22 protein-coding genes are annotated in these 22,973 nt (G+C 64.2%); 14 read left to right on the plus strand and 8 right to left on the minus strand.

All coding sequences use genetic code 11. The features are described 5' to 3' along the window. Nucleotides 1–30 precede the first annotated feature (30 nt). Nucleotides 31–267: a DUF1127 domain-containing protein gene (locus NLM33_RS44435; RefSeq protein ID WP_254104962.1), complete on the plus strand. Its 237-nt coding sequence runs from the start codon at nt 31–33 to the stop codon at nt 265–267. A 12-nt stretch (nt 268–279) separates the two neighbouring features. On the opposite strand, the gene NLM33_RS44440 is transcribed toward NLM33_RS44435, so the two are convergent. Genes NLM33_RS44440 through NLM33_RS44450 form a run of 3 tightly spaced genes read right to left on the minus strand, consistent with a single transcriptional unit; the run spans nt 280 to nt 1,777 of the window. After that, nucleotides 280–753: a hypothetical protein gene (locus tag NLM33_RS44440; RefSeq protein WP_254104963.1), complete on the minus strand. Its 474-nt coding sequence runs from the start codon at nt 751–753 to the stop codon at nt 280–282. A gap of 15 nt (nt 754–768) precedes the next feature. Next, nucleotides 769–1,194, minus strand: a complete 426-nt coding sequence (locus NLM33_RS44445; protein ID WP_254104964.1) for a universal stress protein — start codon at nt 1,192–1,194, stop codon at nt 769–771. 46 nt (nt 1,195–1,240) lie between these two features. Next, nucleotides 1,241–1,777, minus strand: a complete 537-nt coding sequence (locus NLM33_RS44450) for a histidine phosphatase family protein (RefSeq protein ID WP_254104965.1) — start codon at nt 1,775–1,777, stop codon at nt 1,241–1,243. A 92-nt stretch (nt 1,778–1,869) separates the two neighbouring features. Here NLM33_RS44450 and NLM33_RS44455 point away from each other — a divergent pair, with 92 nt between their 5' ends. From NLM33_RS44455 to NLM33_RS44495, 9 genes are all read left to right on the plus strand, one after another. Further along, complete coding sequence (locus NLM33_RS44455) at nt 1,870–3,333, plus strand: FAD-binding oxidoreductase (protein ID WP_254104966.1); 1,464 nt, start codon at nt 1,870–1,872, stop codon at nt 3,331–3,333. 97 nt (nt 3,334–3,430) lie between these two features. After that, a complete protein-coding gene (msrB, locus tag NLM33_RS44460) occupies nt 3,431–3,931 on the plus strand; it encodes a peptide-methionine (R)-S-oxide reductase MsrB (protein WP_254104967.1) in 501 nt (166 codons plus the stop codon). Between the two features lie 189 nt (nt 3,932–4,120). Continuing rightward, entirely contained in the window at nt 4,121–5,902 is a 1,782-nt protein-coding gene (locus NLM33_RS44465) for a flagellar hook protein FlgE (RefSeq protein WP_254104968.1), read from the plus strand. Nucleotides 5,903–5,940: 38 nt separating this feature from the next. Next, entirely contained in the window at nt 5,941–7,809 is a 1,869-nt protein-coding gene (flgK, locus tag NLM33_RS44470) for a flagellar hook-associated protein FlgK (protein WP_254104969.1), read from the plus strand. A gap of 21 nt (nt 7,810–7,830) precedes the next feature. Next, a complete protein-coding gene (locus NLM33_RS44475) occupies nt 7,831–9,723 on the plus strand; it encodes a flagellar protein (protein WP_254104970.1) in 1,893 nt (630 codons plus the stop codon). A gap of 71 nt (nt 9,724–9,794) precedes the next feature. Beyond that, nucleotides 9,795–10,577 (plus strand): hypothetical protein, encoded by a 783-nt coding sequence (locus tag NLM33_RS44480; RefSeq protein WP_254104971.1) that lies wholly within the window; start codon nt 9,795–9,797, stop codon nt 10,575–10,577. A 9-nt stretch (nt 10,578–10,586) separates the two neighbouring features. Beyond that, entirely contained in the window at nt 10,587–12,167 is a 1,581-nt protein-coding gene (locus NLM33_RS44485) for a hypothetical protein (protein WP_254104972.1), read from the plus strand. Between the two features lies 1 nt (nt 12,168). Next, on the plus strand, nt 12,169–13,419 hold the full coding sequence (locus tag NLM33_RS44490; protein WP_254104973.1) for a RimK family alpha-L-glutamate ligase: 1,251 nt from the start codon (nt 12,169–12,171) through the stop codon (nt 13,417–13,419). Then, nucleotides 13,416–14,918: an aspartate aminotransferase family protein gene (locus tag NLM33_RS44495; protein ID WP_254104974.1), complete on the plus strand. Its 1,503-nt coding sequence runs from the start codon at nt 13,416–13,418 to the stop codon at nt 14,916–14,918. Before NLM33_RS44490 ends, NLM33_RS44495 begins: the two co-directional genes overlap by 4 nt. Before the next feature lie 74 nt (nt 14,919–14,992). On the opposite strand, the gene flbT is transcribed toward NLM33_RS44495, so the two are convergent. Next, the gene (gene flbT / locus NLM33_RS44500; protein WP_254104975.1) at nt 14,993–15,430 is read right to left on the minus strand and encodes a flagellar biosynthesis repressor FlbT; all 438 of its coding nucleotides are present in this window, start codon (nt 15,428–15,430) and stop codon (nt 14,993–14,995) included. Between the two features lie 326 nt (nt 15,431–15,756). Between flbT and NLM33_RS44505 the strand changes: the two genes are divergently transcribed. The 4 genes from NLM33_RS44505 (at nt 15,757) to NLM33_RS44520 (ending at nt 20,257) form a co-directional block, all read left to right on the plus strand. Then, complete coding sequence (locus NLM33_RS44505; RefSeq protein WP_254104976.1) at nt 15,757–17,364, plus strand: flagellin; 1,608 nt, start codon at nt 15,757–15,759, stop codon at nt 17,362–17,364. A 247-nt stretch (nt 17,365–17,611) separates the two neighbouring features. Then, nucleotides 17,612–19,222 (plus strand): flagellin, encoded by a 1,611-nt coding sequence (locus NLM33_RS44510; protein ID WP_254104977.1) that lies wholly within the window; start codon nt 17,612–17,614, stop codon nt 19,220–19,222. A 291-nt stretch (nt 19,223–19,513) separates the two neighbouring features. Continuing rightward, nucleotides 19,514–19,882, plus strand: coding sequence for a flagellar biosynthesis regulator FlaF (gene flaF / locus NLM33_RS44515; RefSeq protein ID WP_254104978.1), 369 nt, complete (start codon nt 19,514–19,516; stop codon nt 19,880–19,882). A gap of 9 nt (nt 19,883–19,891) precedes the next feature. Then, complete coding sequence (locus tag NLM33_RS44520) at nt 19,892–20,257, plus strand: hypothetical protein (protein WP_254104979.1); 366 nt, start codon at nt 19,892–19,894, stop codon at nt 20,255–20,257. Here the strand turns inward: NLM33_RS44520 and NLM33_RS44525 are convergent. The 4 genes from NLM33_RS44525 to NLM33_RS44540 form a co-directional block, all read right to left on the minus strand. Then, nucleotides 20,254–20,616 (minus strand): hypothetical protein, encoded by a 363-nt coding sequence (locus NLM33_RS44525; RefSeq protein WP_254104980.1) that lies wholly within the window; start codon nt 20,614–20,616, stop codon nt 20,254–20,256. The two genes, NLM33_RS44520 and NLM33_RS44525, sit on opposite strands and share 4 nt — an antisense overlap. A 154-nt stretch (nt 20,617–20,770) precedes the next feature. Beyond that, nucleotides 20,771–21,286, minus strand: coding sequence for a hypothetical protein (locus tag NLM33_RS44530; RefSeq protein WP_254104981.1), 516 nt, complete (start codon nt 21,284–21,286; stop codon nt 20,771–20,773). 12 nt (nt 21,287–21,298) lie between these two features. Beyond that, nucleotides 21,299–21,664: a flagellar assembly peptidoglycan hydrolase FlgJ gene (flgJ, locus tag NLM33_RS44535; RefSeq protein WP_254104982.1), complete on the minus strand. Its 366-nt coding sequence runs from the start codon at nt 21,662–21,664 to the stop codon at nt 21,299–21,301. After that, complete coding sequence (locus NLM33_RS44540) at nt 21,664–22,788, minus strand: flagellar basal body P-ring protein FlgI (RefSeq protein ID WP_371930081.1); 1,125 nt, start codon at nt 22,786–22,788, stop codon at nt 21,664–21,666. Before NLM33_RS44540 ends, flgJ begins: the two co-directional genes overlap by 1 nt. Between the last annotated feature and the right edge of the window lie 185 nt (nt 22,789–22,973).

Consider the following 22,973-nt stretch of genomic DNA (forward strand, 5'->3'; position numbering starts at 1 on the left):
GCCGCGCGGGACGATTGCCGGAGAAGAAACATGACCACCATCTCGCAAACTGCCGGGCAGCCTCTCAGCCCACCCTCGTCAGGCGGATTTCTCCGCTCCCTCGTCAACGGCGCGTCGGCGCTGCTCGACTTCCTGGAGCGCCGTGCCGCCGTCAAGACGCTGAACGAACTCGACGACCGCGCGCTGCGCGACATCGGGATCACGCGCTCGCAGATCGAGGATGCCGTTTACGGGCAGGTGAAAGCCGAACTGACGCGGTATCTCTAGGCAACCGTCGGGTCAGGCTATCGCGACGTTGCTCCAGGCTTGGCCCCACGCAACTCCGCGGGCTCGATCGTCGTCGGAACGATCGGGCTTGCGGCGCGGCCTTAGTGTCGCGTTGCGCTCACGCCGATGCCGGACATCCAGCCGTTGCAGTCCTGTTCGGAGGCTCCGGACCAGTGCCACGGCCCGCGCCGTCGCCTGCCTGGCCACGAACAGCACCGTGGCGACGCGGCTGAGAACGCCGAGCAGGAACAGCACCGAGAAGATGTCGATATAGGCGAGGAAATCGCCGATCAGCATCAACTCCGGCGGGATCGGGATCCTGTGATAGTAGGCCGCTACAAGGATAACGACGGGGATGAAGGCGATGACCTGCCGCACCGTCAGCCTGTCCAACAGCGCAGCGAACTGCACCACCAGCACGTCCCATAGCGCATCGCCAATCGCGAGCGGGACCTCGTAACTCCATTTGCGCCACCAGTCCCGCATACGATTCCTCCAAAATCAGTGCCTGACCACCAGCACCGAGCATTTGGCGTAACGCACCACATGCCCGGCATTTGAGCCGAGGAAATAGGTCCGCATTGCTGGGCGGTGCGAGGTCATGACGATGAGGTCGGCCTTCATGTGCGCCGCTTCCTCCAGGATCTCGTGATAGATGCCGCCCTGGCGTACCACGCTGGAGATACGCGGGGCGTCGATGCCGGACTCGCGCGCGACGATGGCGAGTGCTTCCTCCGAGGTCTGGCGCTGCTGCTCGTCGAAATCGGCCGGCACATATTCGGCCAGCATCACCGGCGTCATCGGCAACACGTTGAGCAGGCGCACCGTGCCGCTCCAGGTTTGCGACAGCGTCGCGGCCGTCGCGATTGCAGGTTTTGCGAGATCGGTGTCGGCGAGGTCGATGGGCACGAGAATGGACTTGAACATCTGCGCCTCCCTGTCTTTCGACGGCTGAGGACGGCGCCCTGTGTCCTCATGCCTGCTTCAGCAACTTGGGGCTGACGAACAGCACCAGCTTCCCGCGCCGGTACGCCACGTCACCCCAATCCTTGACGTCAAAGTCGAAGACCGCAAGTCCCGCTGTGGGTAGATTGTGGGCGAGGGCCTTGCGGCCGGCCTCGTCGCCGCCGCCCATCAGCATCAATGCAATTTCATGCATGCCGGGATTGTGACCGACCAGCATCAGGCTCTTCGGCGAGGCCGGAATGGTTGCGGTGCGAATGGTTTCCAGGAGCTGCGCGGGGGCGGCGCCATAGAGTTCCGGCAGCAATTCGACCTGGGGCGGCGCAACACGGTCCTTCATCGCATTCCAGGCGATATCCCAGGTCTGCTTGGCCCGCACGGCCGGCGAGACCAGCACGGTATCGGGGAACGGCCGGTGATGGGCGATCCAGTCGCCAATCTGGGCTGCATCCCGATGGCCGCGGTCGTCGAGACGGCGGTCCTGGTCACGGCCGCTCGGTGCGTCAGTCTCGGTCTTGGCGTGACGCAGCAGCATCAAACGGCGCATGGCATTCTCGAATCATTCCGGTCTCAATTAATGTACAGGCACCGGTTCAGGACAAGGTGACAAGCGCCTGACCGGTGTCTTAAGAAAACGACATGAGCGAGACTTACACAAGCGTGTCCCAGGAAGAAGCCGGCTTTCGCGAGCGCGAGCGGCTGTCATTCGATCTCGACGCCGACATTTGCGTGATCGGCGCGGGGCTTGCCGGGCTCACGATCGCGCTGGAGGCGGCTCGGCTCGGGGCCAGCGTCGCGGTGCTGGAGGGCCGCCATGTCGGCTGGAACGCCTCCGGCAACCAGCTCGGCACCGTGATGCCGGGTTTTGCGCTGCCGCCCGCCGACCTGATCGAGCGCATCGGTTTCGAGGACGCGCGCGAGCTCTGGGCGCTGTCGAAGGAGGGCGCCGAATTCGTGCGCGCCAACGCCACCGAAGAGACGATGCCGGGGATCGGCGTGAGCGACGGAGTGCTCGAGGTCTCCAATGTCGATGCCGGCGACCGGTTGATCAGCCGGCTCCAGATGCTGAACGAGGATTTCGACACCGAGGCCGAAGGCTGGCAGGCCGACCGCGTGCGCGCGGTGCTCAAGACCGACCGTTATTTCCACGGCGTCTACTATCCGAAGGCGTTTCAGGTCGACGGCCGGAAGTATGTCCACGGGCTCGCGGTTTTGGCGCGGCGGGCCGGTGCGCGCATCTTCGAGGACACGCCGGTCGTCAGCATCGATCATTCCGGCATCCGCAAGCGCATCGTGACGCCGTCGGCGCGCTTACGCGCCACGCATATTGTGCTCGCCGGCAACATCCATCTCGGCGCGCCGCTGAAGCGCCTGTCGGACACGCTGCTGCCGGTCTGGCGCTATGCCGGAATCACCGCTCCGCTCGGCGAGCGCCTCTCCGAGATCCTCGCCTTCAAGGGATCGGTGATGGATACCGACGGCATCGACCATTTCCGCATCGTCGATGGCGACCGCTTGATGTGGGAAAGCCCGGAGACGACCTGGGCCGCGGGCCCGCAGCGCTTCGCCGGCGCCGTCAAGCGCCGGATCCGCACCATCTTTCCTGATCTCGGCGAGGTCGAGATCGCCGAGATGTTTGGCGGGGCCACCGGCCAGACCGTGCACGGCATGCCGCAGATCGGGCAGCTCCGCAAAGGCCTGTGGGTGGCAAGCGGCTTTGGCCGCCAGGGCATGAACACCTCCGCCATGGCCGGGCAGCTTATCGTCCGCAGCATCCTCCGGGGTGACGAGCGATGGCGCCTGTTCTCGCCGTTCGAGCTGGTCTGGGCGGGTGGGATCACGGGGCGGGCTGCCGGCCAGATGATCGGGCTCTGGGGCAGGGCGAGCTCGGCCGCCGCCGGCTCGTTCGCCCGTTACCGCGAGCGGGTGCGGGTCAAGGAGCGGGAGCGCGAGGCGAAGCTGGCTGAAGCCAACCGGGCCGCCGGTACGGGTCCGCGGCGCCCGCCGCCTGCCGCGGTGCACCCCGTTCGGCCCGCGCCACGGCCGGAACCGGTGCCGCATGCCGAGGAGGCCGTGCCGCAGGAGCAGGGTGTCTCGCAATAATTTGAGAAAAAACTCCGCCTGACGGTGTAACGTCGCGCGTTGAAGCCCGTATCTCAGCGCGTGGACAGGTGAAAAGTCCCCTCGCACGGAGAAAGAGATGTTTGATCGCCGCATCCTGTTGACGTCTGTCGCCGGCCTGTTCGGCCTGACGGCGTTCCGCTGGTCGAGAGCGACCCCGGCCAAGGCCGCGGAGAAATTCGAGATCGAGAAGACCGAGGCCGAGTGGCGCGCCCAGCTCACGCCTCAGCAGTACGAGATTTTGCGCAACCAAGGCACCGAGCGGCCCGGCTCGAGCCCGCTGTTGAAGGAGCATCGCAAGGGCGTTTTCGCCTGCGCCGGCTGCGACCTGCCGCTGTTCGCCTCCGACACCAAGTTCGAGAGCGGCACCGGTTGGCCGAGCTTCTACCAGCCGATCGAGGGCAATGTCGGCAAGACCGAGGACCGCACCTTCGGCATGGTCCGCACCGAGGTGCATTGCCGCCGCTGCGGCGGCCATCTCGGCCACGTCTTCGACGACGGTCCAAAGCCCACCGGATTGCGCTACTGCATCGACGGTTTTGGGCTCGTTTTCCACCCCGCGGCAGCGTCCGCGACATAAGGGGTGTGCCCGGCAATTGTTGCCGGCCCGGCAATTGTGCCCCGGTCTCACGGCCGGGGCATGTCTATTTAAATCTTTGATTTCATTGAAATACCCGCATTGGCATAGGCCTTGCGACGTCTCCTTCGATTGCGGCCAAGGGTCGCGAACGGTCGGCCGGCCGCCGGAATCGAATTTGGAGACAAAGTTATGGGTATCTTCGATGCAATGAACACCTCGGTGGGTGGCCTGCAGGCGCAGTCCTACGCGCTTCAGAACATTTCCGGCAATATCGCGAACTCCTCCACCACCGGTTACAAGGGCATCGGAACCAGCTTCGAGGATCTCATCCCCGACGCCGAGGTGCCCAGCAAGCAGGTCGCCGGCGGCGTCACCGCGCATGCGCAGGCCACGATCACGACCCAAGGCACGATCTCGTCCTCCAGCGTCGCGACCAACATGGCGATCACCGGCGACGGCTTCTTCTCGGTGCAGAAGGCAAGCGGCGTCGTCGACAACGTGCCGGTGTTCGACGGCGTCAACTACTACACGCGCCGCGGCGACTTCCAGGTCAATGCCAACGGCAATCTCGTCAACGGCGCCGGCTACTATTTGATGGGCGTTGCGGTCGACCCGAAGACCGGCAACGCGCTCGGCAACGTGCCGACGGTGCTGCAATTCCAGAACAACTTCGTCCCGGCACAGGCGACCACCTCAATCCAATACGCGGCGAACCTGCCATCCCAGCCGAACACGTTGGGGAGCTCGACGGCGACGAGCGGCTCACTCGTGGCCTATGGTGGCCTCAATCCGTCCGACTTCGTGTCGAGCCCGTTGCCCTATGTCGATGCGACGACCACCGGCACGACCGTCAACAACAAGGCTGCTGCTGCCATCACCTCCGCGACGAAGCTGTCAGGCGCCGCGGGTAGCGACTCCTTGACGACGGATTTCGCCGCTGGCGACACGATCGTGGTCGACGGCACCACGATCACCATTACCGCGGCCGGCACTGGCTTGCAGGATTCGACCCACGTCCGCGCGGACGATACCGTCGGCGATCTGCTCTCGGCGATCGGCGGGATCACCGGCGTGGCTCCGACGATCAGCGGCGGCGCCATCACGCTTCACACCGGCGCCATGCAGGATCTCAGCATCACGAGCACGCCGTCGGCCGACCTTTCCACGCTCGGTTTCACGAGCCCGGTATCGCAGGCCCACGGCACCGGCAACAGTGTCGTGACCAGCAACGACGTTTCGACCTTCACCAAGGAGTCCATCAGCGGCGGCGCAGTGACCGCGTACAATGCTACCGGTACGCCGGTGAACCTGCAATTGCGCTGGGGCAAGGTCGACAGCGCCTCTCTCGGCGCCGGGCACTCCGACACTTGGAACCTGTTCTATCAGTCGAACGCCAGTGCGACCGGCACGCAGACTGCATGGATCAACACCGGCACCAATTTCACCTTTGCCAGCGACGGCTCGCTCACCTCCCCGAGCGGTTCGGGCATCACCATCCCCAACGTCACAGTCGGAGGCCAGTCGCTGGGCTCGGTTGCCTTCAACATCTCCTCGGGCGGATTGACGCAATATGCGAGCACCAGCGGCGCCGTCACCATCAACACCATCACGCAGAACGGCTACGCCGCCGGCCAGCTCCGCTCAGTCGCCGTCAACAACAACGGCATCGTGGTCGGCACCTTCTCCAACGGCCAGAACCTCGATCTCGCTGCGGTGACGCTGTCGCACTTCAACGGCACCAACTACCTGAAGGCGATGGACGGCGGCGCCTACGCCGTCACCGACCAGTCGGGCCCGGCGATCGACGGCGCTTCCGGCACCATCAGCGGCTCGTCGCTCGAGGGATCGAACACCGACATCGCCGACGAGTTCACCAAGCTGATCGTGACCCAGCAGGCCTATTCGGCCAACACCAAGGTCATCACGACAGCGAACTCGATGGTGCAGGATCTCCTGAACGTGTTGCGCTGATCAGCGCTGACGCAGCGTAACCAGAGGCGGGCAGTAGCATGGGTTTGAGTTCATCCCTCGCCAGCGCGATGAGCGGTCTGCGTGCCAACCAGGCCGCGCTTTCGATCGTCTCCTCGAACGTCGCCAATTCGCAGACGCCGGGTTACGTCGCCCAGTCGCCGAACCAGATCGAGGTCACCACCGGCGACTTCGGCTCGACGGTGACGACCACCGGCGTCAGCCGCGACCTCGACACTTACGTGCAGGGCCAGCTCCGCACCGAGACCGGTGGCGGCGGCTACGCCGACCAGATGGCGAATATTCTGAAACAGCTTCAGAATGTGTACGGCAACCCCGGCGGCAGCGGCACGCTCGAAACCGCGCTGAACGATTTCACCAGCTCGCTCCAGGCGCTGTCGACGAGCGCGGGCGCCTCGTCGGCGCAGACGGTAGCGGTCGCCGCGGCGCAGTCGCTGGCGCAGCAGCTCAACCTCACGACCAAGGGCATCCAGTCGCTGCGCAGCAATGTCGAGCAGGATCTCGGCACCTCGGCGCAGCAAGCCAACGCGTCGATGCAGCAGATCGCCGACATCAACACCAAGCTGCAAGGCCTGAGCTCGAGCGATCCGTCGGCGGCGACGCTGATGGATCAGCGCGATCAGGCGATCAACACATTGTCGAAATATGTCGACGTCCGCGTCGTCACCGACGGCTCCAACCAGGCGAACGTCTACACCAACACAGGCATCCAGCTTGTCGGCGCCGGCCTCGCCTCGAAGTTCACCTTCACGTCCGCAGGGGCGCTGACGGCGAACTCGCTCTATGACAGCAATCCGGCCAAATCCGGTGTCGGCGCATTCAACATCTCGCTGCCGAACGGCTCGTCGATCGACGTCGTCGCCAACAACGTGGTGTCGTCGGGACAGATTGCCGCTGACCTCAAGCTGCGCGACCAGACGCTGGTGCAGGCGCAGACCCAGGTCGACCAGCTCGCCGCGACGATGGCGAGCGCGATGTCCGACAAGACCACGGCCGGCACGGCCGTCGCCGGCCCGCCGTCCGGCTTCGCGGTCGACATTTCCAATACGGCACCTGGCAATTCGGTCAATCTGACCTATACCGATACCGCGACCAACACCCAGCGCCAGATCGCGATCGTCAACGTGGCGGATCCGGCGGCGCTGCCGTTGCAAAACGCCACCAATGCCAATCCGCTCAAAATCGGCGTCGACTTCTCCGCGCCGATGGCCTCGATTCTATCGACGCTCAACACCGCGCTGGCCGGCAGCGCGCATCTGTCGTTTGCAGGCTCCGGCACAACGCTCCAGATTACGGACGACGGCACTGGTTCGAGCACGGTCAATTCGGCCTCGGTGACCAAGACGATCTCCTCGCTCCAGTCGGGCAATGCGCAAATGCCGTTGTTCACGGACGGCAGCGCGCTCTACACCGGCGCGATCACCTCATCGGGATCGCAGATGACCGGGCTTGCCGGGCGCATCGGCGTGAACGCGGCGGTCGTGACCGACCCGAGCAAGCTCTCGGTCTACAACACTTCGCCGGTGACGCCTGCCGGCGATACCACGCGCTCGGACTTCCTCTACACGCAGCTCACCAGTTCGGTGTTCTCCTATTCGCCGACGACGGGGCTGGGCTCGTCGAGCCAGGCGTTCACCGGCACGGTCTCGAGCTATCTACAGCAGTTTCTGAGCATCCAGAGCAACGCTTCGACCCAGGCGACGGCGTTGCAGCAGGGCCAGAGCGTCGTTGTCTCGACGCTCCAGGCAAAATTCAACTCGACATCCAGCGTCAACATCGACTCGGAGATGTCGAACTTGATCCAGCTCCAGAATGCCTATGCCGCCAACGCCCACGTGATGTCGGTGGTGCAAAGCATGATGAACACGTTGCTCCAGGCTCAAACGTAACCAAGTGTAGGGCTCTGAAAGATGTCGATCAGCAGCATCAACTACTCTTCGTCGATTCTCGGCGCGCAGATACGCAACATCAACCAGCAGCTCACCGACCTGTCGACGCAGCTGTCCACCGGCAAGCTGTCCCAGAACTATTCGGGCATGGGCACCAACGAAGGCTTCGCGATCGCCTCGCGCGCGCAGCTTTCGAACATCGCCGCCTATACCGACACGATCACCAACGTCAACGTCAGCATCAACCTCGCCAACACCGCGCTCCAGTCGCTGACGACGATCCGCAATACGGTGCAGACGGGCTCCGCCAGCACCGCCCAGGATCTCAACGTCAACGGACAGACCATTGCGCAGAACACCGCCGCGGCCCAGTTCGCCTCGATGGTCGGCGTCCTCAACACCCAGTCGGGCAACCGCTATCTGTTCTCTGGGACCGCCTTCAACACGCAGTCCGTCGCCAACGCCGATGATATCATCAACGGCACGACGACGCAGGCGGGCTTCAAGACCGTCATGGCCGAGCGCCAGGCGGCCGACCTCGGCGCGAATGGCATGGGCCGGCTGGTGCAGACGCAGCCGACGGCGAGCTCGGTGCAGGTGTCCGAGGACGTCGCAGGATCGCCGTTCGGGCTGAAGATCGCGGCCGTCTCCTCGACGCTGACCGGCGCCACCGTGACGGGGCCGAGCGGATCGCCGGTGTCCTTCTCGGTCGATCTCAATGGCAACAATCCGAACAATGGCGACAAGCTGAGCGTTCAGTTCACGCTGCCGGACGGCACGACCGAGCAGATCGACCTGACCGCCTCCAGTGCGACGCCGACGCCGGCCGGGAGCTTTGCGATCGATGCAAGCACCCCCGTCAACCCGAACAATACCGCCTCGAACCTCAACACCGCGCTGAACACCGCGATCCAGAAGCTCGCCAACACCTCGCTGGTGGCGGCATCCGCCGTGGCCGCCGGCGACAATTTCTTCAACACGGATAGCTCGGCGATCGGCGCTGCCAAGACCAACCAGGCGACCCCAGCGGCACCGATCAGTGGCACCACCGCGCTGTCCGGCACGGCTCCCTCGGACTCGATCTCACCCGGCTTCTCCGTCGGCGATTCCATCACCGTCAACGGCACCACACTGAGCTTCGTCGCCTCGGGCGCGACCGGGAACCAGCTCAACGTCACCGACAGTATCCAGACCCTGCTGAGCAAGATCGATTCGATCACGGGCACCTCGAAGCCGTCGACAATCCATGGCGGCGTAATCACGATCAACACCGACGATGCAGCGACCCTGAGCATCTCGGGCTCGACCGCGGGCGCCACGGCTGCGCTTGGCGCGCTCGGCTTCGCCTCGTCGCCGATCACGGCCACCCAGCCGCCCTTGCGTGTCGGCTCCTCACCGGCGAGCTCGGCGACGACGCTGGTGAACGGCTCGGCCAATACCGTGAAATGGTATCAGGGCAATGACGGGCCCGGCTCGGCGCGCTCGACCGCGGTGGCGCGAGTCGACGATTCCGTCACGGTGCAATACGGCGCGCAGGCCGACGAGGATGCGATCCGCAGCCAGTTGCAGGCGATTGCCGTGTTCGGCACGTTCTCGACCTCGCCGACCGGGCAATATTCCGGGGCGCAGGTTGCAGCGCTGAGCCAGCGCACAACGCAGGCGCTGACGCCGCAGCCCGGGCAACAGAAGATCGAGGACATCCAGACCGACATCGCGATGGCCCAGAACACGATGAAGGACGCCACCACGCGCCAGACCCAGGCCAAGGCGCAGCTTCAGACCATCATCGACCAGGCCGAGTCGGCGTCTCCCGACCAGGTCGCGAGCGAGATCCTGTCGCTCCAGAACGCGCTCCAGGCGTCCTACCAGACCACGGCGAATCTGGCGCAGCTCTCGCTCGTCAAATTCCTGTAAGGGAGCGTTAAGGCTCCATTAACCATGCCTGTTTACCTCTTGGTGAGGATTTGGGGCGCGCGGGGCAATTGATGTCGGATCGGATGCAGCTTGTGGTCGCAACGCCGTGCTTCGGCGGGCAGGTGTCGAGCATCTATGCGAGCTCGATCTTCTCGCTCCAGCGCGCCGTGCACGGCATGTCCAATCTCGAGCTCAAGGTGCTCTTGCGCGACGGCGACGCGCTGATCACCCGTGCGCGGGCCAATCTGGTCGCGATGTTCCTCGACGATCCCAAGGCCACGCATTTCCTGTTTGTCGACGCCGATATCGGCTTTGCGCCCGAGCAGGTGTTCCGGCTGATCGAAAGCGGCGCCGACGTCGTCGCCGGCTGCTATCCGATCAAGCGCGTCAACTGGGACAAGGCCAGGCGGGCGATCCAGGCCGGCAGAGCCGATGTGCCGGCGGCTTCGCTCGATTACGTGCTGGAGATCGAGGATCCCGACCGCATCGTCGTCGTCAACGGATTTACGCGCGTGCGCTACGCGGGCACCGGCTTCCTGATGATCCGCCGTCACGCGCTGGAGGCGATGTGCCGGCATCCGAACTACGCGGGCTTGCAGTTCTTCCGCGAGCATTCTCACGACACGCTGGCTGCGAGCCAGAACCGCTTCGCGCTGTTTGAATGCATGATCGACCCGGCAACCGGCACCTACCTCTCCGAAGACTTCGCCTTCTGCAAGCGCTGGACCGATATCGGCGGCGAGATCTGGGCCGACATCCAGAGCTCGCTCGACCATGTCGGGCCGTCGGTGTTCCACGGCGACATCGCCTCGCAATTCGCGCCGGCACCCGCCGCCGCAGCAGACGCTGCCTGAGCCAGCCGGATGAGCGTCGGCGTATCCCGATTCCACGCTGACGACGGGCCGCGCTACGGGCTGCGCGACCTTTTCACGCCGCTGGAGACGCTGCTTGCCGCCGGTGGCGACCCGCGACTGGCGCTCGATCCACGGGACGGTCTCAACGCCTATGCTTGCGCGCCGCAGCCGACGCCCGAGATCTGGAATTTCGCATCTTCGACCGCATCCTCGATCTCGCAAGCGGCGTATGAGCGCGCCGCGCTCGCCCGCGAGGAACTCGTGCATAAATCGCTGTTCGACGAGGTGGAGGTCGCCTTCGACGCCCGTCTCGAGGACATGCGCGATGAATTGCGCACCCATCTCCAGCTCTCGCCGCGGGTCGATGTCGTGTTCTCGCCATCCGGCACCGATGCGCAGCTCTACTCGCTGTTCCTGGCGCGCGCCGTGCTCGGCGCGCCGCCGGTCACCGTCGTCGTCGGCTCCGACCAGACGGGAAGCGGAACGGCGTTTACCTCGCGCGGGCGCCACTTTAGCTCGGTGACGGCGAGCGGTGTGTCGGTCCGCAAGGACGGCCCGATCGCAGGTCTTGGCGGCGACAGTATCGCGCTGCCGCTGACGGATGAGGCGGACGCCGACTCCGCGGTGCTTCGCGCAATCGAGACGGTGGTCGCGCAAGGCGCGCCCGTGCTGCTTCAAATCATGGACTCCTCGAAGTTCGGCTGGCGTGCGCCGAGCGAGGCCTGTCTCGACGAGATCGCAAAACGTTGGCCGGGCAAGGTTCAGATCGCTGTCGATGCCTGCCAGATGCGGCTGGGCCGGCGGCGGCTGCGCTTTTATCTCGACCGCGGCTACATGGTGCTGGTCACCGGCTCGAAATTCTTCGGCGGGCCGGCCTTCAGCGGCGCGCTGCTGGTGCCCAAGGGATTTGTGCGCGCGCTCGATCGCTTGAACGAGATTGCGCCGGGCTTCCTCGACTACGCCAGCCGCTTCGACTGGCCGAAGGGCTGGAACGGCTTGCGATCACGCTTCGAGCGCCGACCGAATTTCGGTCAGTGGCTGCGCTGGGAGGCGGCGCTGGCGGAGATCGCCAGCTACTACGCGCTGCCCGGTGCCTTCCGCGCCAAGGCGCTCGGCGAGCTCAGGGCCGGCGTCGACGACATGATCGCCCTGACGCCTTCGCTCGGCGCGATCGCGTCCATCGCGCACCGAAGCGGCGTGGACGACGAGGAGTTCGTCCACGACACGATTTTTCCCGTCATGCTCCTGCGCGATGGCCGGCCGGTGTCGATCGCCGACACCAACGCGGTCTATCGTGCGCTCGCGCGCGACCTGAACGACGACGGCGTCGGCAGTGCCGCGGACCGGCAGGTGGCTGCGCAGCGGTATCTCGTCGGCCAGCCGGTGCGTCTGGTGCGGCCAGACGGCACACAAGCCGCGCCGCTGCGGCTCTGCATCGGTGCGCAGCTCGTGACCGGCGCCTGGTCGGCGGATGCGGCGCAAGCGCAAAGGAATCTTCAGCACGTTCTCGACCGCATCGCCGATGTGCTGGCGAAGATCGAGCTGCTGCTTGGTCGCACGAACAGTGCGGCATCTGCATCCGGAGCCTGACATGCAGTCCGAAGTTTCGCATCCGCCCGGCGTGAACGCGCCGCAAGTTGCCGATCGTATCGGCTTTGCGCGGTTGACGCATCAGGCGTTCGCCGGCGTCGATCTGCGGCCGTTACGCGATCAGCTCGTGAGCAGGATCGCCGAGGGCACCGCGCAGGCGGGCGAGGGGCTCGACCTGTCGCTGATCGCGCAGCTTCTCGGCGACAAGGAGGCAGGTCTTGCGATCCAGGCTGAGGTGCTTGCCTTCCATCAATTGTTTCGTTCGCCTTGCGCCGTTGCAAAGCCCGCGCTGCGCGTGCTCGCGCTTGCCGCAGCCATCGACATGGGCGGCAACACTCCGATCGAATTCCTGCTCGAAAGCTCGGACATCGAGCTGTTGACGCTCTACGTCGTCAAGGGCGTGGGCCTGCCGGAGCCGCTGCCGGATCACGACGTCGCCATCGTCGTCGCATCCGATTCCGAGGAATGCCGCGAGGCGCTCGCGGCGATCGATAATGCCGTCTCGCGCTGGCCGCGGCCGCTGCTCAACCGTCCGGACCGCATCGCCAACCTCGATCGCGACAAGCTGCATCGCCTGCTCGCCGGCACGGCGGGCCTCGACATTCCCGCAACGGTCTGCGCGACGCGCGCGCAATTGTCGGATCTGTCGCAAGGACAGATCTGGTGCGAGGATATCACGGCCGAGTTGCGCTTTCCGATGATCGTGCGGCCGCGCGGCACGCATGCCGGCGTGGGCCTCGTGAAGGTCGACGATGCCGCCGCGCTTGCCGATTATCTGACCGAGCGGCAGGAGCAGGAATTCTTCGTCGCGCGCTTCGTCGACTATTCCAGCGCCGATGGACTGTTCCGTAAATATCGCCTCGCCATCGTCGATGGCCGCGCTTACGCCTGTCACATGGCGATCGCAGATCGCTGGGACATCTGGTATCTCAACGCCTACATGGCCTTCAGCGAAGAGAAGCGCGCGGAGGAAACCGTCTTCATGCGCGACTTCGATGCCGTCTTCGTGAGCCGTCATCGTGCTGCGCTCGACGAGATGATCGCCCGCGTGGGGCTGGACTATTTCACGATCGACTGCGCCGAGAACAAGAGTGGCGAGCTCCTGATCTTCGAGGCCGACAACACGGCCGTGGTGCATAACATGGATTCGCCGGACGTGTTTCCGTACAAGCAGCCTCAGATGCGCAAGATCTTTGCCGCGTTCACCGCGATGCTGTCGCGACATGCGAAGGCGGACGGGAGCGGAGCATGAACGAGATCATCCGGGGCGATATCCAGAGCACTCCTGCAGGCGCGTCGCTCGATCCGCAGGATTGGAATGCGTTTCGTGCGCTCGCTCACCGCATGCTGGACGAGACGATCGACCAGATTGCCAATGTGCGCGAGCGGGCGGTGTGGCAGCCTGCACCGGACAGCGTTCGCGCGCAATTGAAGGCGGATGTGCCGCGCGGGGCAACCGATCTCGGCGAGGTCTATCGCGAATTCTCGGAAGTGATCGCGCCTTACGCAACCGGCAACGTCCATCCCGGTTTCATGGGGTGGGTGCATGGCGGCGGCACCGCGGTCGGCATGCTCGCGGAGATGCTGGCGGCCGGGCTCAACGCCAATCTCGGTGGTCGCGATCACATGCCGATCGAGGTCGAGCGGCAGATCACCGCATGGATGCGCGAGTTGTTCGATTTTCCAAAAACCGCCAGCGGCATCTTCGTCACGGGGACGTCGATGGCGAATTTGATGGCGGTGCTGGTGGCGCGCACGAGTGCGCTCGGTGCGCTGGCTCGACAGCATGGCATCGGCAATGACGGCGGACTGCTCACCGCCTACACGTCGAAAGCCGCGCACGGTTGCATCGCGAAGGCGATGGACATCGCTGGGCTCGGCACCGATGCGCTCCGTCAGATCGAGATCGACGCCGAGCATCGCATCGACGTTTCGGCACTGCGTGCGCAGATCGCCGTCGATCGCGAGGTCGGCTTCAAGCCGTTCCTCGTCGTCGCGTCTGCCGGCACCGTCGATATCGGCGCGATCGATGATCTCGCCGATCTCGCCCAATTGTGCCGCGAGGAGGGGATCTGGTTCCACGTCGACGGTGCGTTCGGGGCGCTGGCGATCCTTTCGCCTGAGCTTGCGCCGCGCCTTGCCGGCATCGAGCTTGCGGATTCCGTCGCGCTCGATTTCCACAAATGGGGGCAGGTGCCCTATGACGCCGGCTTCCTCATGGTCCGCGACGGAGAGAAACATCGGCAGGCTTTTGCGCAGCCTGCGGCGTACTTGCGGCGCGAGGCGAGAGGGTTGGCGGCAGGCTCGCAATGGCCGTGTGATTTCGGCCCCGATCTGTCGCGCAGTTTTCGTGCGCTCAAAACCTGGTTCACACTGAAGACGTTTGGCACCGACAGGCTTGGCATGATGATCGCGCACACCTGTGCGCTCGCCCGATATCTCGAAACACGCGTTCTCGCCGAGCCGCGACTGGAATTGCTCGCGCCAGTCAATCTCAACATCGTGTGCTTCCGCTATCGTGCCGATGACGAGGTCAATCGCGAGATCGTTGCCGATGTCCAGGTTTCAGGCATCGCCGCGCCCTCGAGCACGACGCTGGACGGCAAGTTTGCGATCCGCGCCGCGATCGTCAATCACCGCACGGATGTGACCGACATCGACGCGCTGGTGGCCGCCGTGCTGGATTTCGGCGCGCGGCGAACGGGCGATGGTCTGGTCGAGATCGACGCACCGCCGCTTGCGGCACAGTAATCCCTCAAGAGCGCCTGAAAACGAAACCGCCCCGGACCAGGTCCGGGGCGGTTTCGTTCAAGATCTGCGAGACTCTAGGCTGCCGAGTTGACGTCGGCCTTGACCTCGGTCTTGGGATGCGTGGCTTCGAACTGCTCCCGCAACTTGTCCTCATAGGAAATCAGCTTGCGGGCATCCTTGAGCGCGCGATAGAGGTCGCCGCTCATGATGTTGTTGTTGATGCCCTCGATGATCGGCCAGGCGCTCGGTACCGCCGTGACGATGTCGCGCACCAGGTTGAAATAGGTGCCGTGCTGGCTCTGCGGATCCGGCGAGATGTACATGAGCTGCACCGCCAGATAGACGAGCCTCGCCGGCGTGTTGGCGGTCTCGGGCGTGAGGATGTCGCGCTCGCGCAGGATCGGCACGTTCTCGCCGTCGATCAAAAGGCGGGCGCGCTGGTCGGTATTGGTGATCACGCAGTTGCCGACGATGATGCGTTCGTGCGGTCTGAGCTCGACTTTGAGAGCCATGCCTGTTCTCCATCAACGCTTTTGTAAATGAGCGACTGGCGCGCCCAGTCAATGCGGCTGTCGGCTCTGGTTGGGCCTGATCCTTGCTGAATGTGGTTAACGCGTCGTAAACGCCGGCGGACATCGCCGAAATGCGAATGATTTCAATTGGCTGTCGGTCGACAAGGGTCCAGCTTAAACCGTTGCGAGATACCGTTTCCGCCCGACACGGACAAAAGCGGGGGGTTCATTTCACGGATTGTTAGAAGCTTGGACGCACCGTCCGCCGGTCGTTTGATCAATCTCGGTCAAACAGGACGCGTAGCTACTACCAGAAAGGTAACAGTATGTCCGGTATCGTTCTCTCCGCATCGGTTCGTCAGAACCTGCTCTCCCTCCAGTCCACCGCCGACCTCCTCGCCACCACCCAGTCCCGTCTGTCGACTGGCCGGAAGGTGAACTCGGCTCTCGACAATCCGACCAACTTCTTCACCGCCCAGGGCCTCGACAACCGCGCCAGCGACATCGGCAACCTGCTCGATGGCATTGGCAACGGCGTCCAGGTGCTGCAGTCCGCCAACACCGGCATCACCTCGCTGCAGAAGCTGGTCGACAGTGCCAAGTCGATCGCCAACCAGGTGCTGCAGAGCCCGACGGGCTACTCCACGAAGTCGACCGTGACCTCGACCGCGATCACGGGTGCAACCGCCAGCAACCTGCTGGGCACCGCCTACACCAACAACACGGTCGCCGGCACTGCCGTGCTGAACGACAACACCGGCACTGCGGTCAATATCACAGCAGCCACCCAGCTGGTTGGCACCGCGGGTGCGGCGTCCGACGACCTTAGCACCGCCATCACCAACGGTTCGGTCCTGACGGTCAACGGCAAGACCATCACGTTCGACAACACCGTGACCACTTCGACCCAGGATGCCGCCGGCAACTTCACCATCGGCATCAAGTCGGGCAGCACCTTGACGGTGGGCACCGTGCTTTCCGCGATCGACACCATCACCGGGACCGGCACGGCTTCGACCGTCGCGAGTGGCAAGCTCACGCTGAGCACCGGCACGACCTCTGATCTCACGATCTCGGGTTCGGGCAACGTGCTCGCCGCGCTCGGTCTCACCGCCGGCACGACCGCTCGCGTCCCGCCCGCCATCTCGGGCCAGACGCTGACGATCGCCGCCACCGGCGGCGGCACTGCCACCAGCATCACCTTCGGCACGGGTACCGGCCAGGTCTCGACGCTGAACGGGCTCAATTCGGCGCTCGCGGCGAACAACCTGCAGGCCTCAATCGACTCCACGGGCGTGATCTCCATCACGACCACCAACGACGCGGCGTCTTCGACGATCGGCACGGTCGGCGGCACGGCCATTACAAGCGCCGGTCCGTTCCACAGCGCCACCGTGTCGGCTCCGGTCGCCGATCCGACCTCGCAGGCCCAGCGTGCAAGCCTGGTTGCGCAGTACAACAACGTGCTCGCGCAGATCAACACGACGGCGCAGGATGCGTCCTTCAACGGCGTGAACCTGCTGAACGGCGACACGCTGAAGCTGACGTTCAACGAAACTGGCAAGTCGACGCTGAGCATCACCGGTGTGACCTTCAACACCGCCGGTCTCGGCATCTCGAACCTCACCTCGGGCACCGACTTCCTGGACAACGCTTCGGCCAACAAGGCGCTGACCGTGCTCAATGCGGCCAGCACCACACTGCGCTCGGAAGCATCGACGCTGGGTTCGAACCTGTCGGTCGTGCAGATCCGCCAGGACTTCAACAAGAACCTGATCAACGTCCTGCAGACCGGCTCGTCCAACCTGACGCTGGCCGACACCAACGAGGAAGCGGCCAACAGCCAGGCGCTGTCGACCCGCCAGTCGATCGCGGTGTCCGCGCTGTCGCTGGCCAACCAGTCGCAGCAGAGCGTGTTGCAGCTTCTGCGCTGATACGCGGCGAAAATCGCCAGCCAAAGCATCGCGGCGGGGCATTTGCCCCGCCGCTTTTTTTCGTCTCGCGATACGACCGCTTGGCAGGGGGGGCGGTCGTGGGATTAACCGATCGCTAACCCTGCCGCTTAAGCCGCCATTAACCTTAATTTAAAGGACAGCCCCTAAAACTGGACAAAAGCCAATTCTCCAGATCGGCGAGCCCCGATTCGTACCCGGTTTCGCGTCTCAACAGGAAGATCCGCCAATGTCCAACATCGTTCTTTCGGCATCAGTTCGCCAGAACCTGTTGTCGCTTCAGTCGACGGCAGACCTGCTCGCGACGACGCAGGAGCGCCTTGCGACCGGAAAGAAGGTGAACACCGCGCTCGACAACCCCACCAACTTCTTCACTGCCCAGGGGCTCGACAATCGCGCCAGCGACATCAGCAATCTCCTCGACGGCATCAGCAATGGCGTTCAGGTGCTGCAGGCCGCCAACACCGGCATCACCTCGCTGCAGAAGCTGGTCGACAGCGCCAAGTCGATCGCGAGCCAGGTGCTGCAAAGCCCGACGGGCTATTCGCCCAAATCCAACGTCACGTCAGCCGTGATTACCGGTGCGACCCCCAACAATCTGCTCGGCACGGCCTATACCAACAACACGGTCACCGGCACCGCCGTCAACAACGACAACACGAGCGGCGCGCAGCCGATCACCGCGGCGACCAAGCTGATCGGCACCGCCGGCGCGGGTTCCAACGACCTCGGTACCGCAATCACCAATGGCTCGGTTCTGACCGTCGACAACAAGACCATCACCTTCTCGACCTCGCAGACCACCTCAACCACCGATTCCTTTGGCAACGTCACCATCGGCATCGGCTCCGGCAGCACCTTGACGGTTCAGACCGTGTTGAGCGCGATCGACAGCATCACCGGTGCCGCGACGGCCTCGACCGTCAACGGTAGCGGCCAGCTGGTGCTGAGCACCGGCACGACGCAGGATCTGACGATCTCCGGCTCAGGCAACGTGCTCACGGCGCTCGGCCTCGCCGCCGGCACCACCGCCCGCGTCCCGCCCCCGCTGAGCGGCGAGACGCTGACGATCGGTGCAACCGGCGGCGGCACCGCGACGAGCATCACCTTCGGCACCGGCACCGGACAGATCTCGACGCTCAATCAGCTCAATGCGGCGCTGGCGGCGAACAACCTGCAAGCAACGATCGACACGACGGGACACCTCAACATCGTGACATCCAATGATGCGGCTTCCTCGACGATCGGCACGATCGGCGGCACGGCTGCGGCGAGCGGTCAGCCCTTCTACGGCCTGACCGCGCCAGCCCCTGTCGCCGACCCGGATTCTCAGGCCACTCGTGCGAATCTCGTCGCGCAGTACAACAACGTGCTGGCACAGATCAATACGACTGCGCAGGACTCCTCCTACAATGGTGTGAACCTGCTGAATGGCGACACGCTGAAGCTCGTGTTCAACGAAACGGGAAGATCCACGCTGACCATTCAGGGCGTAACGTTCAACTATGCCGGCCTCAGCCTTGCGCCACTGACCCAGACTGTTGATTTCCTCGACACCAATTCGGCGAACGCCGTCCTTACGTCGCTCAATTCGGCCAGTACGACGCTTCGTGCAGAGGCATCGACGCTCGGTTCGAACCTGTCGATCGTGCAGATTCGCCAGGATTTCAGCAAGAACCTGATCAACGTGCTGCAGACCGGTTCCTCCAGCCTGACCCTCGCCGATACGAACGAGGAGGCGGCGAACAGCCAGGCGCTGTCGACGCGGCAGTCGATCGCGGTCTCCGCTTTGTCGCTGGCCAACCAGTCGCAGCAGAGCGTACTGCAACTGCTCAGGTAGTCCCGGAGCTGACGGGCCTGGTTTGAGATTTCGCGGCGAGGCTGGTGCCTCGCCGTTCTATTTGAATGAGATCGCTAAGACTCGATTAGCTGAGATCGATATATGACAAGTGCTGTCATTTACAGCGCATGCACTCGCATTTAGCTTTGACGTGAGAGAAGAATCCGCGACCCGTACTTGTCCGGAGTGCTTCCACACTCTCACGTAAGCAAATCTTAAGCGGTGCTGCCTAGGGTTGGGAAAGAAATCCTTAAGCCTGTTCAACGGGCGAGGAAGCCTCCAGGGTGATCAATGTCGAATTCTGCTGCTTCGGCCTACGCGCGTGTCGCTACGACCACTGCATCTCCTCGTGATATCGAGGCGCAGACGCTGCTGAAGGCCGCGAACAAGCTGCAGGACGCGATCAATAGCGCCGACCCGCTCAGCGAGCAGACGATGCAGGCGCTGATGTTCAACCGCAAGCTCTGGACCATTTTTCTGAGCGAAGCGATGCGCGACAACAGTCCGCAGCCGCTCGATGTGCGGCAGAAGATCGCCAACATCAGCGTGTTCGTGCTGAGCCAGACTGCAGCGTTGCAGGCCAGCCCGCAGTTCGATCACTTCCGTCCGCTGATCGAGATCAACCGTAACATCGCGGCCGGTCTGTCCGGCCGGCCGTAGGAGGTCCTCGTGGCCGACGTGATGAGCATCCTGTCGAGCTCGTATAAATCGGCCGGCATGTCGGTTCCGAGCAAGACCAAGTACGTCGCGGTCGACGCGACGCTCTACCAGGGCACCTGGTCCGGCACATATTCCGACGGCAAGAAGTTCTCGCTCACCATCTCGGAAGTCAGCGGATTTCGCGCGCAGGTCAGGTATCAGAGCGGCGGCACGTCGCAATATCAGCAGGTCCTGATCAAGGACTCTTCGTTTCGCTTCGGCAATACGAAGTTCACGCTGACCGGTTCTGGCAAGGCGCAGATCAAGAACGTCGTCACCGATCCCGTGACGGGCTCGAGCTATCTCGACACGGCCCAGGCTACGATGAGCACCTAGGCGCTGCGGTCGGTCGAGACCGGACGCGGGAGCTCGGACTTGCTCAGATCGAGGGCGTGGAAATAGGCGCGGCGACGCAGCATCGCGTCGTCGGGAAATTGCGTCACCACCGCGTCCGTCTTTTCATTGACGACCTGAAAGACGAACGAAGCCGCGGCCTGGTTGAACACGACCTGGCGCGAGACGTTCTCATTGCCCTGCAAATCATTGCGCGCGGCCGCGCTCGCATCGCTTGCGGCGACCGTCTGGTTTGCCGGCAAATCGGTTTGCACGGCGTCGTTCGCCGTCGCGCTCGACGCCGATATGGGCAACGTAGCGGCCGGTATCCCCACCGGCCTGATACTGAAATCTGTACTCACGGCAGCCTCCTGGCCTTGCCCCCGAGTCAAATCCCACCCCGTCCAATCGCGCAACTATGGGGAACTACTATTAAAGGTCCGGTTACGGAATATGGCTAACGGCGCACCTGATTCGCGGCGCGCATTTTCATCAAATCGGGCCTATCGGGCATTCTCAGAGCGAGCGGCTGACTGAGAGCGGCGTAATGTGGCGCGGGCCCGGTGCCGCGCGCCGTCCGGTGGCGGTGTAGGTGTTCGGAACGTTGCGCTTCTGGATCTCGGCGTTGACGCCGCGGATCACGCTCTCGGACACCGCGTGTGCGGTGGCGAGCACGGTGAGATTGACTTGCAGCATGGCGCGGAACGCATCGTGATGGCGATGCAGCGTCGAGAGCAGCTCGGGCGCGGATTTCGCAAGCTGAGTCTGGTTCGCCTTGAGCTGGCTGACGGCGCCGACGTAGCGGCGGGACAATTCCTGCTTCTTCGATTCAAATGCCAGCGCTTCGCGCAAGCGGCCCGCACGCACCAGCTCGGTCTCCCGCTCGATCAGCCCGAGCAGCGCGCTCATCGCGTCCATCAGGTCCTCAGCGAGCTTGCGCGCCTCTGCGCTGCCCGGTGCGCTCGCGCTGCCGGGTGCAGCGGCAGCGCGAGGGGCGGGCACCGGCTGACGTGACGCGTTGAAGTGGTTCATGTCGTTTGGACCTTATGCCGTGCGGACGGTTTTCGCCTGCTGCAGAATGAGGGTGCGGTAGACTTCGCTGGCCACGCCGACACCGCCGGCATTGGCGAAATTCTTCGAGTACTGCTCGGTCAGCATCGAGCGCCACACGCCGGTGCCGACCGTGTCGCCGAACGGCCCTTCGCCCTTCAGGCCCGACGTCATCTGCGAGAACATCGCGTTGAGGAACATGCCCTCGAAGTCGGTCGCGGTCTTCTGGGCCTTGGCCTGCTGCTGCGGCGAGACCTTTTGCAGGGCGCTCGCAAGCTCGAAGTCGGGCCGGCCGTTGCGGCTCTGCACCGAGAAGGTGGAGGAGGCGACGGGGGCCGAATTGATCATGCCGGTCTGCATCACATCACCTCGATGTCGGCTTCGATCGCGCCGGCGGCCTTGATCGCCTGGAGGATGCTGATGAGGTCGCGCGGGCCGATGCCGAGGCCGTTGAGGCCGTCGACGAGCTGCTGGAGCGAGACGCCGTCCTTGACGACCGCGAACTTCTTGCCGTCCTCGGTGACGCTGACGCCGCTGCGCGGGGTGACCACGGTCCGGCCGCGCGACAGCGGATTGGGCTGGCTCACTTGGGGGCTCTCGGAGATCGTGACGGTGAGATTGCCCTGCGCGACTGCGACGGTAGCGACGCGGACGTCACGGCCCATCACGATGATGCCGCTTCGTTCGTCGATGATGATCTTGGCGGCGAGATCAGGATCGACCTGGAGCTGCTCGATCTCGGTGAGGAAGGCGACGACGTTGCCCTTGAACTCCGGCGGAATCGAGAGCTGCACAGTGGAGGGATCGAGCGGCTCGGCGCTCTTGACGCCGAGATAGTCGTTGATGGCGGCCGCGATGCGTTTTGCCGTGGTGAAGTCGGCATTGCGCAGCGCCAGCCGCACGTTCGGCAGGCGGTTCAGCGCGAACTCGATCTCGCGCTCGATGATGGCGCCGTTGGCGATGCGCCCCACCGTCGGCACGCCGCGAACGATTTTTGCGGCTTCGCCCTCGGCCTGGAAGCCGGAGATCGCGAGCGAGCCCTGGGCGACCGCATAGACGTTGCCGTCGGCACCTAACAGGGGGGTGACGAGCAGGGTGCCGCCCTGCAAATTCTTGGCATCACCGAGCGCGGACACCGTGACGTCCATGCGCGTGCCCTGTGTCGCGAAGGCCGGCAGATTGCCGGTCACCATGACGGCGGCGACGTTGCCGGTGCGGATGGTGGCGCCGCGGATGTTGACGCCCATGCGTTCCAGCATCGCCTGCAGCGACTGCTTGGTGAAAGGGATGTTGTTGAGCGTGTCGCCGGTGCCGTTGAGGCCGACGACGAGGCCGTAGCCGATGAGCTGGTTCTGCCGGACACCTTCGATATTGGCGAGGTCCTTGATGCGCGAGGTCGCGCTTGCAGGCACGGCCATGAACGCCAGCGCTGACAGCGCGGCACATGCCGCCCCCAATAACCTTGCCCAACGCACGCCTGGCATCCTCTGCTCCCCGAGGCTCCTTTAGATCTCGGACCCGTTCGACACTCCCATGACGAGCTGGTCCGAACCTCTCTATGCGAGCGCCGTGCCAGCGTGATGCGGTGAAGCTAGACGGTTGAATAGGTTGATTAAATTGCGCTTCATCGGCGCCAGCCGATGTTCGCCTTGAGGAGCGAAACTGCCGC

This window comes from Bradyrhizobium sp. CCGUVB1N3, assembly GCF_024199925.1.
Taxonomy (GTDB): domain Bacteria; phylum Pseudomonadota; class Alphaproteobacteria; order Rhizobiales; family Xanthobacteraceae; genus Bradyrhizobium.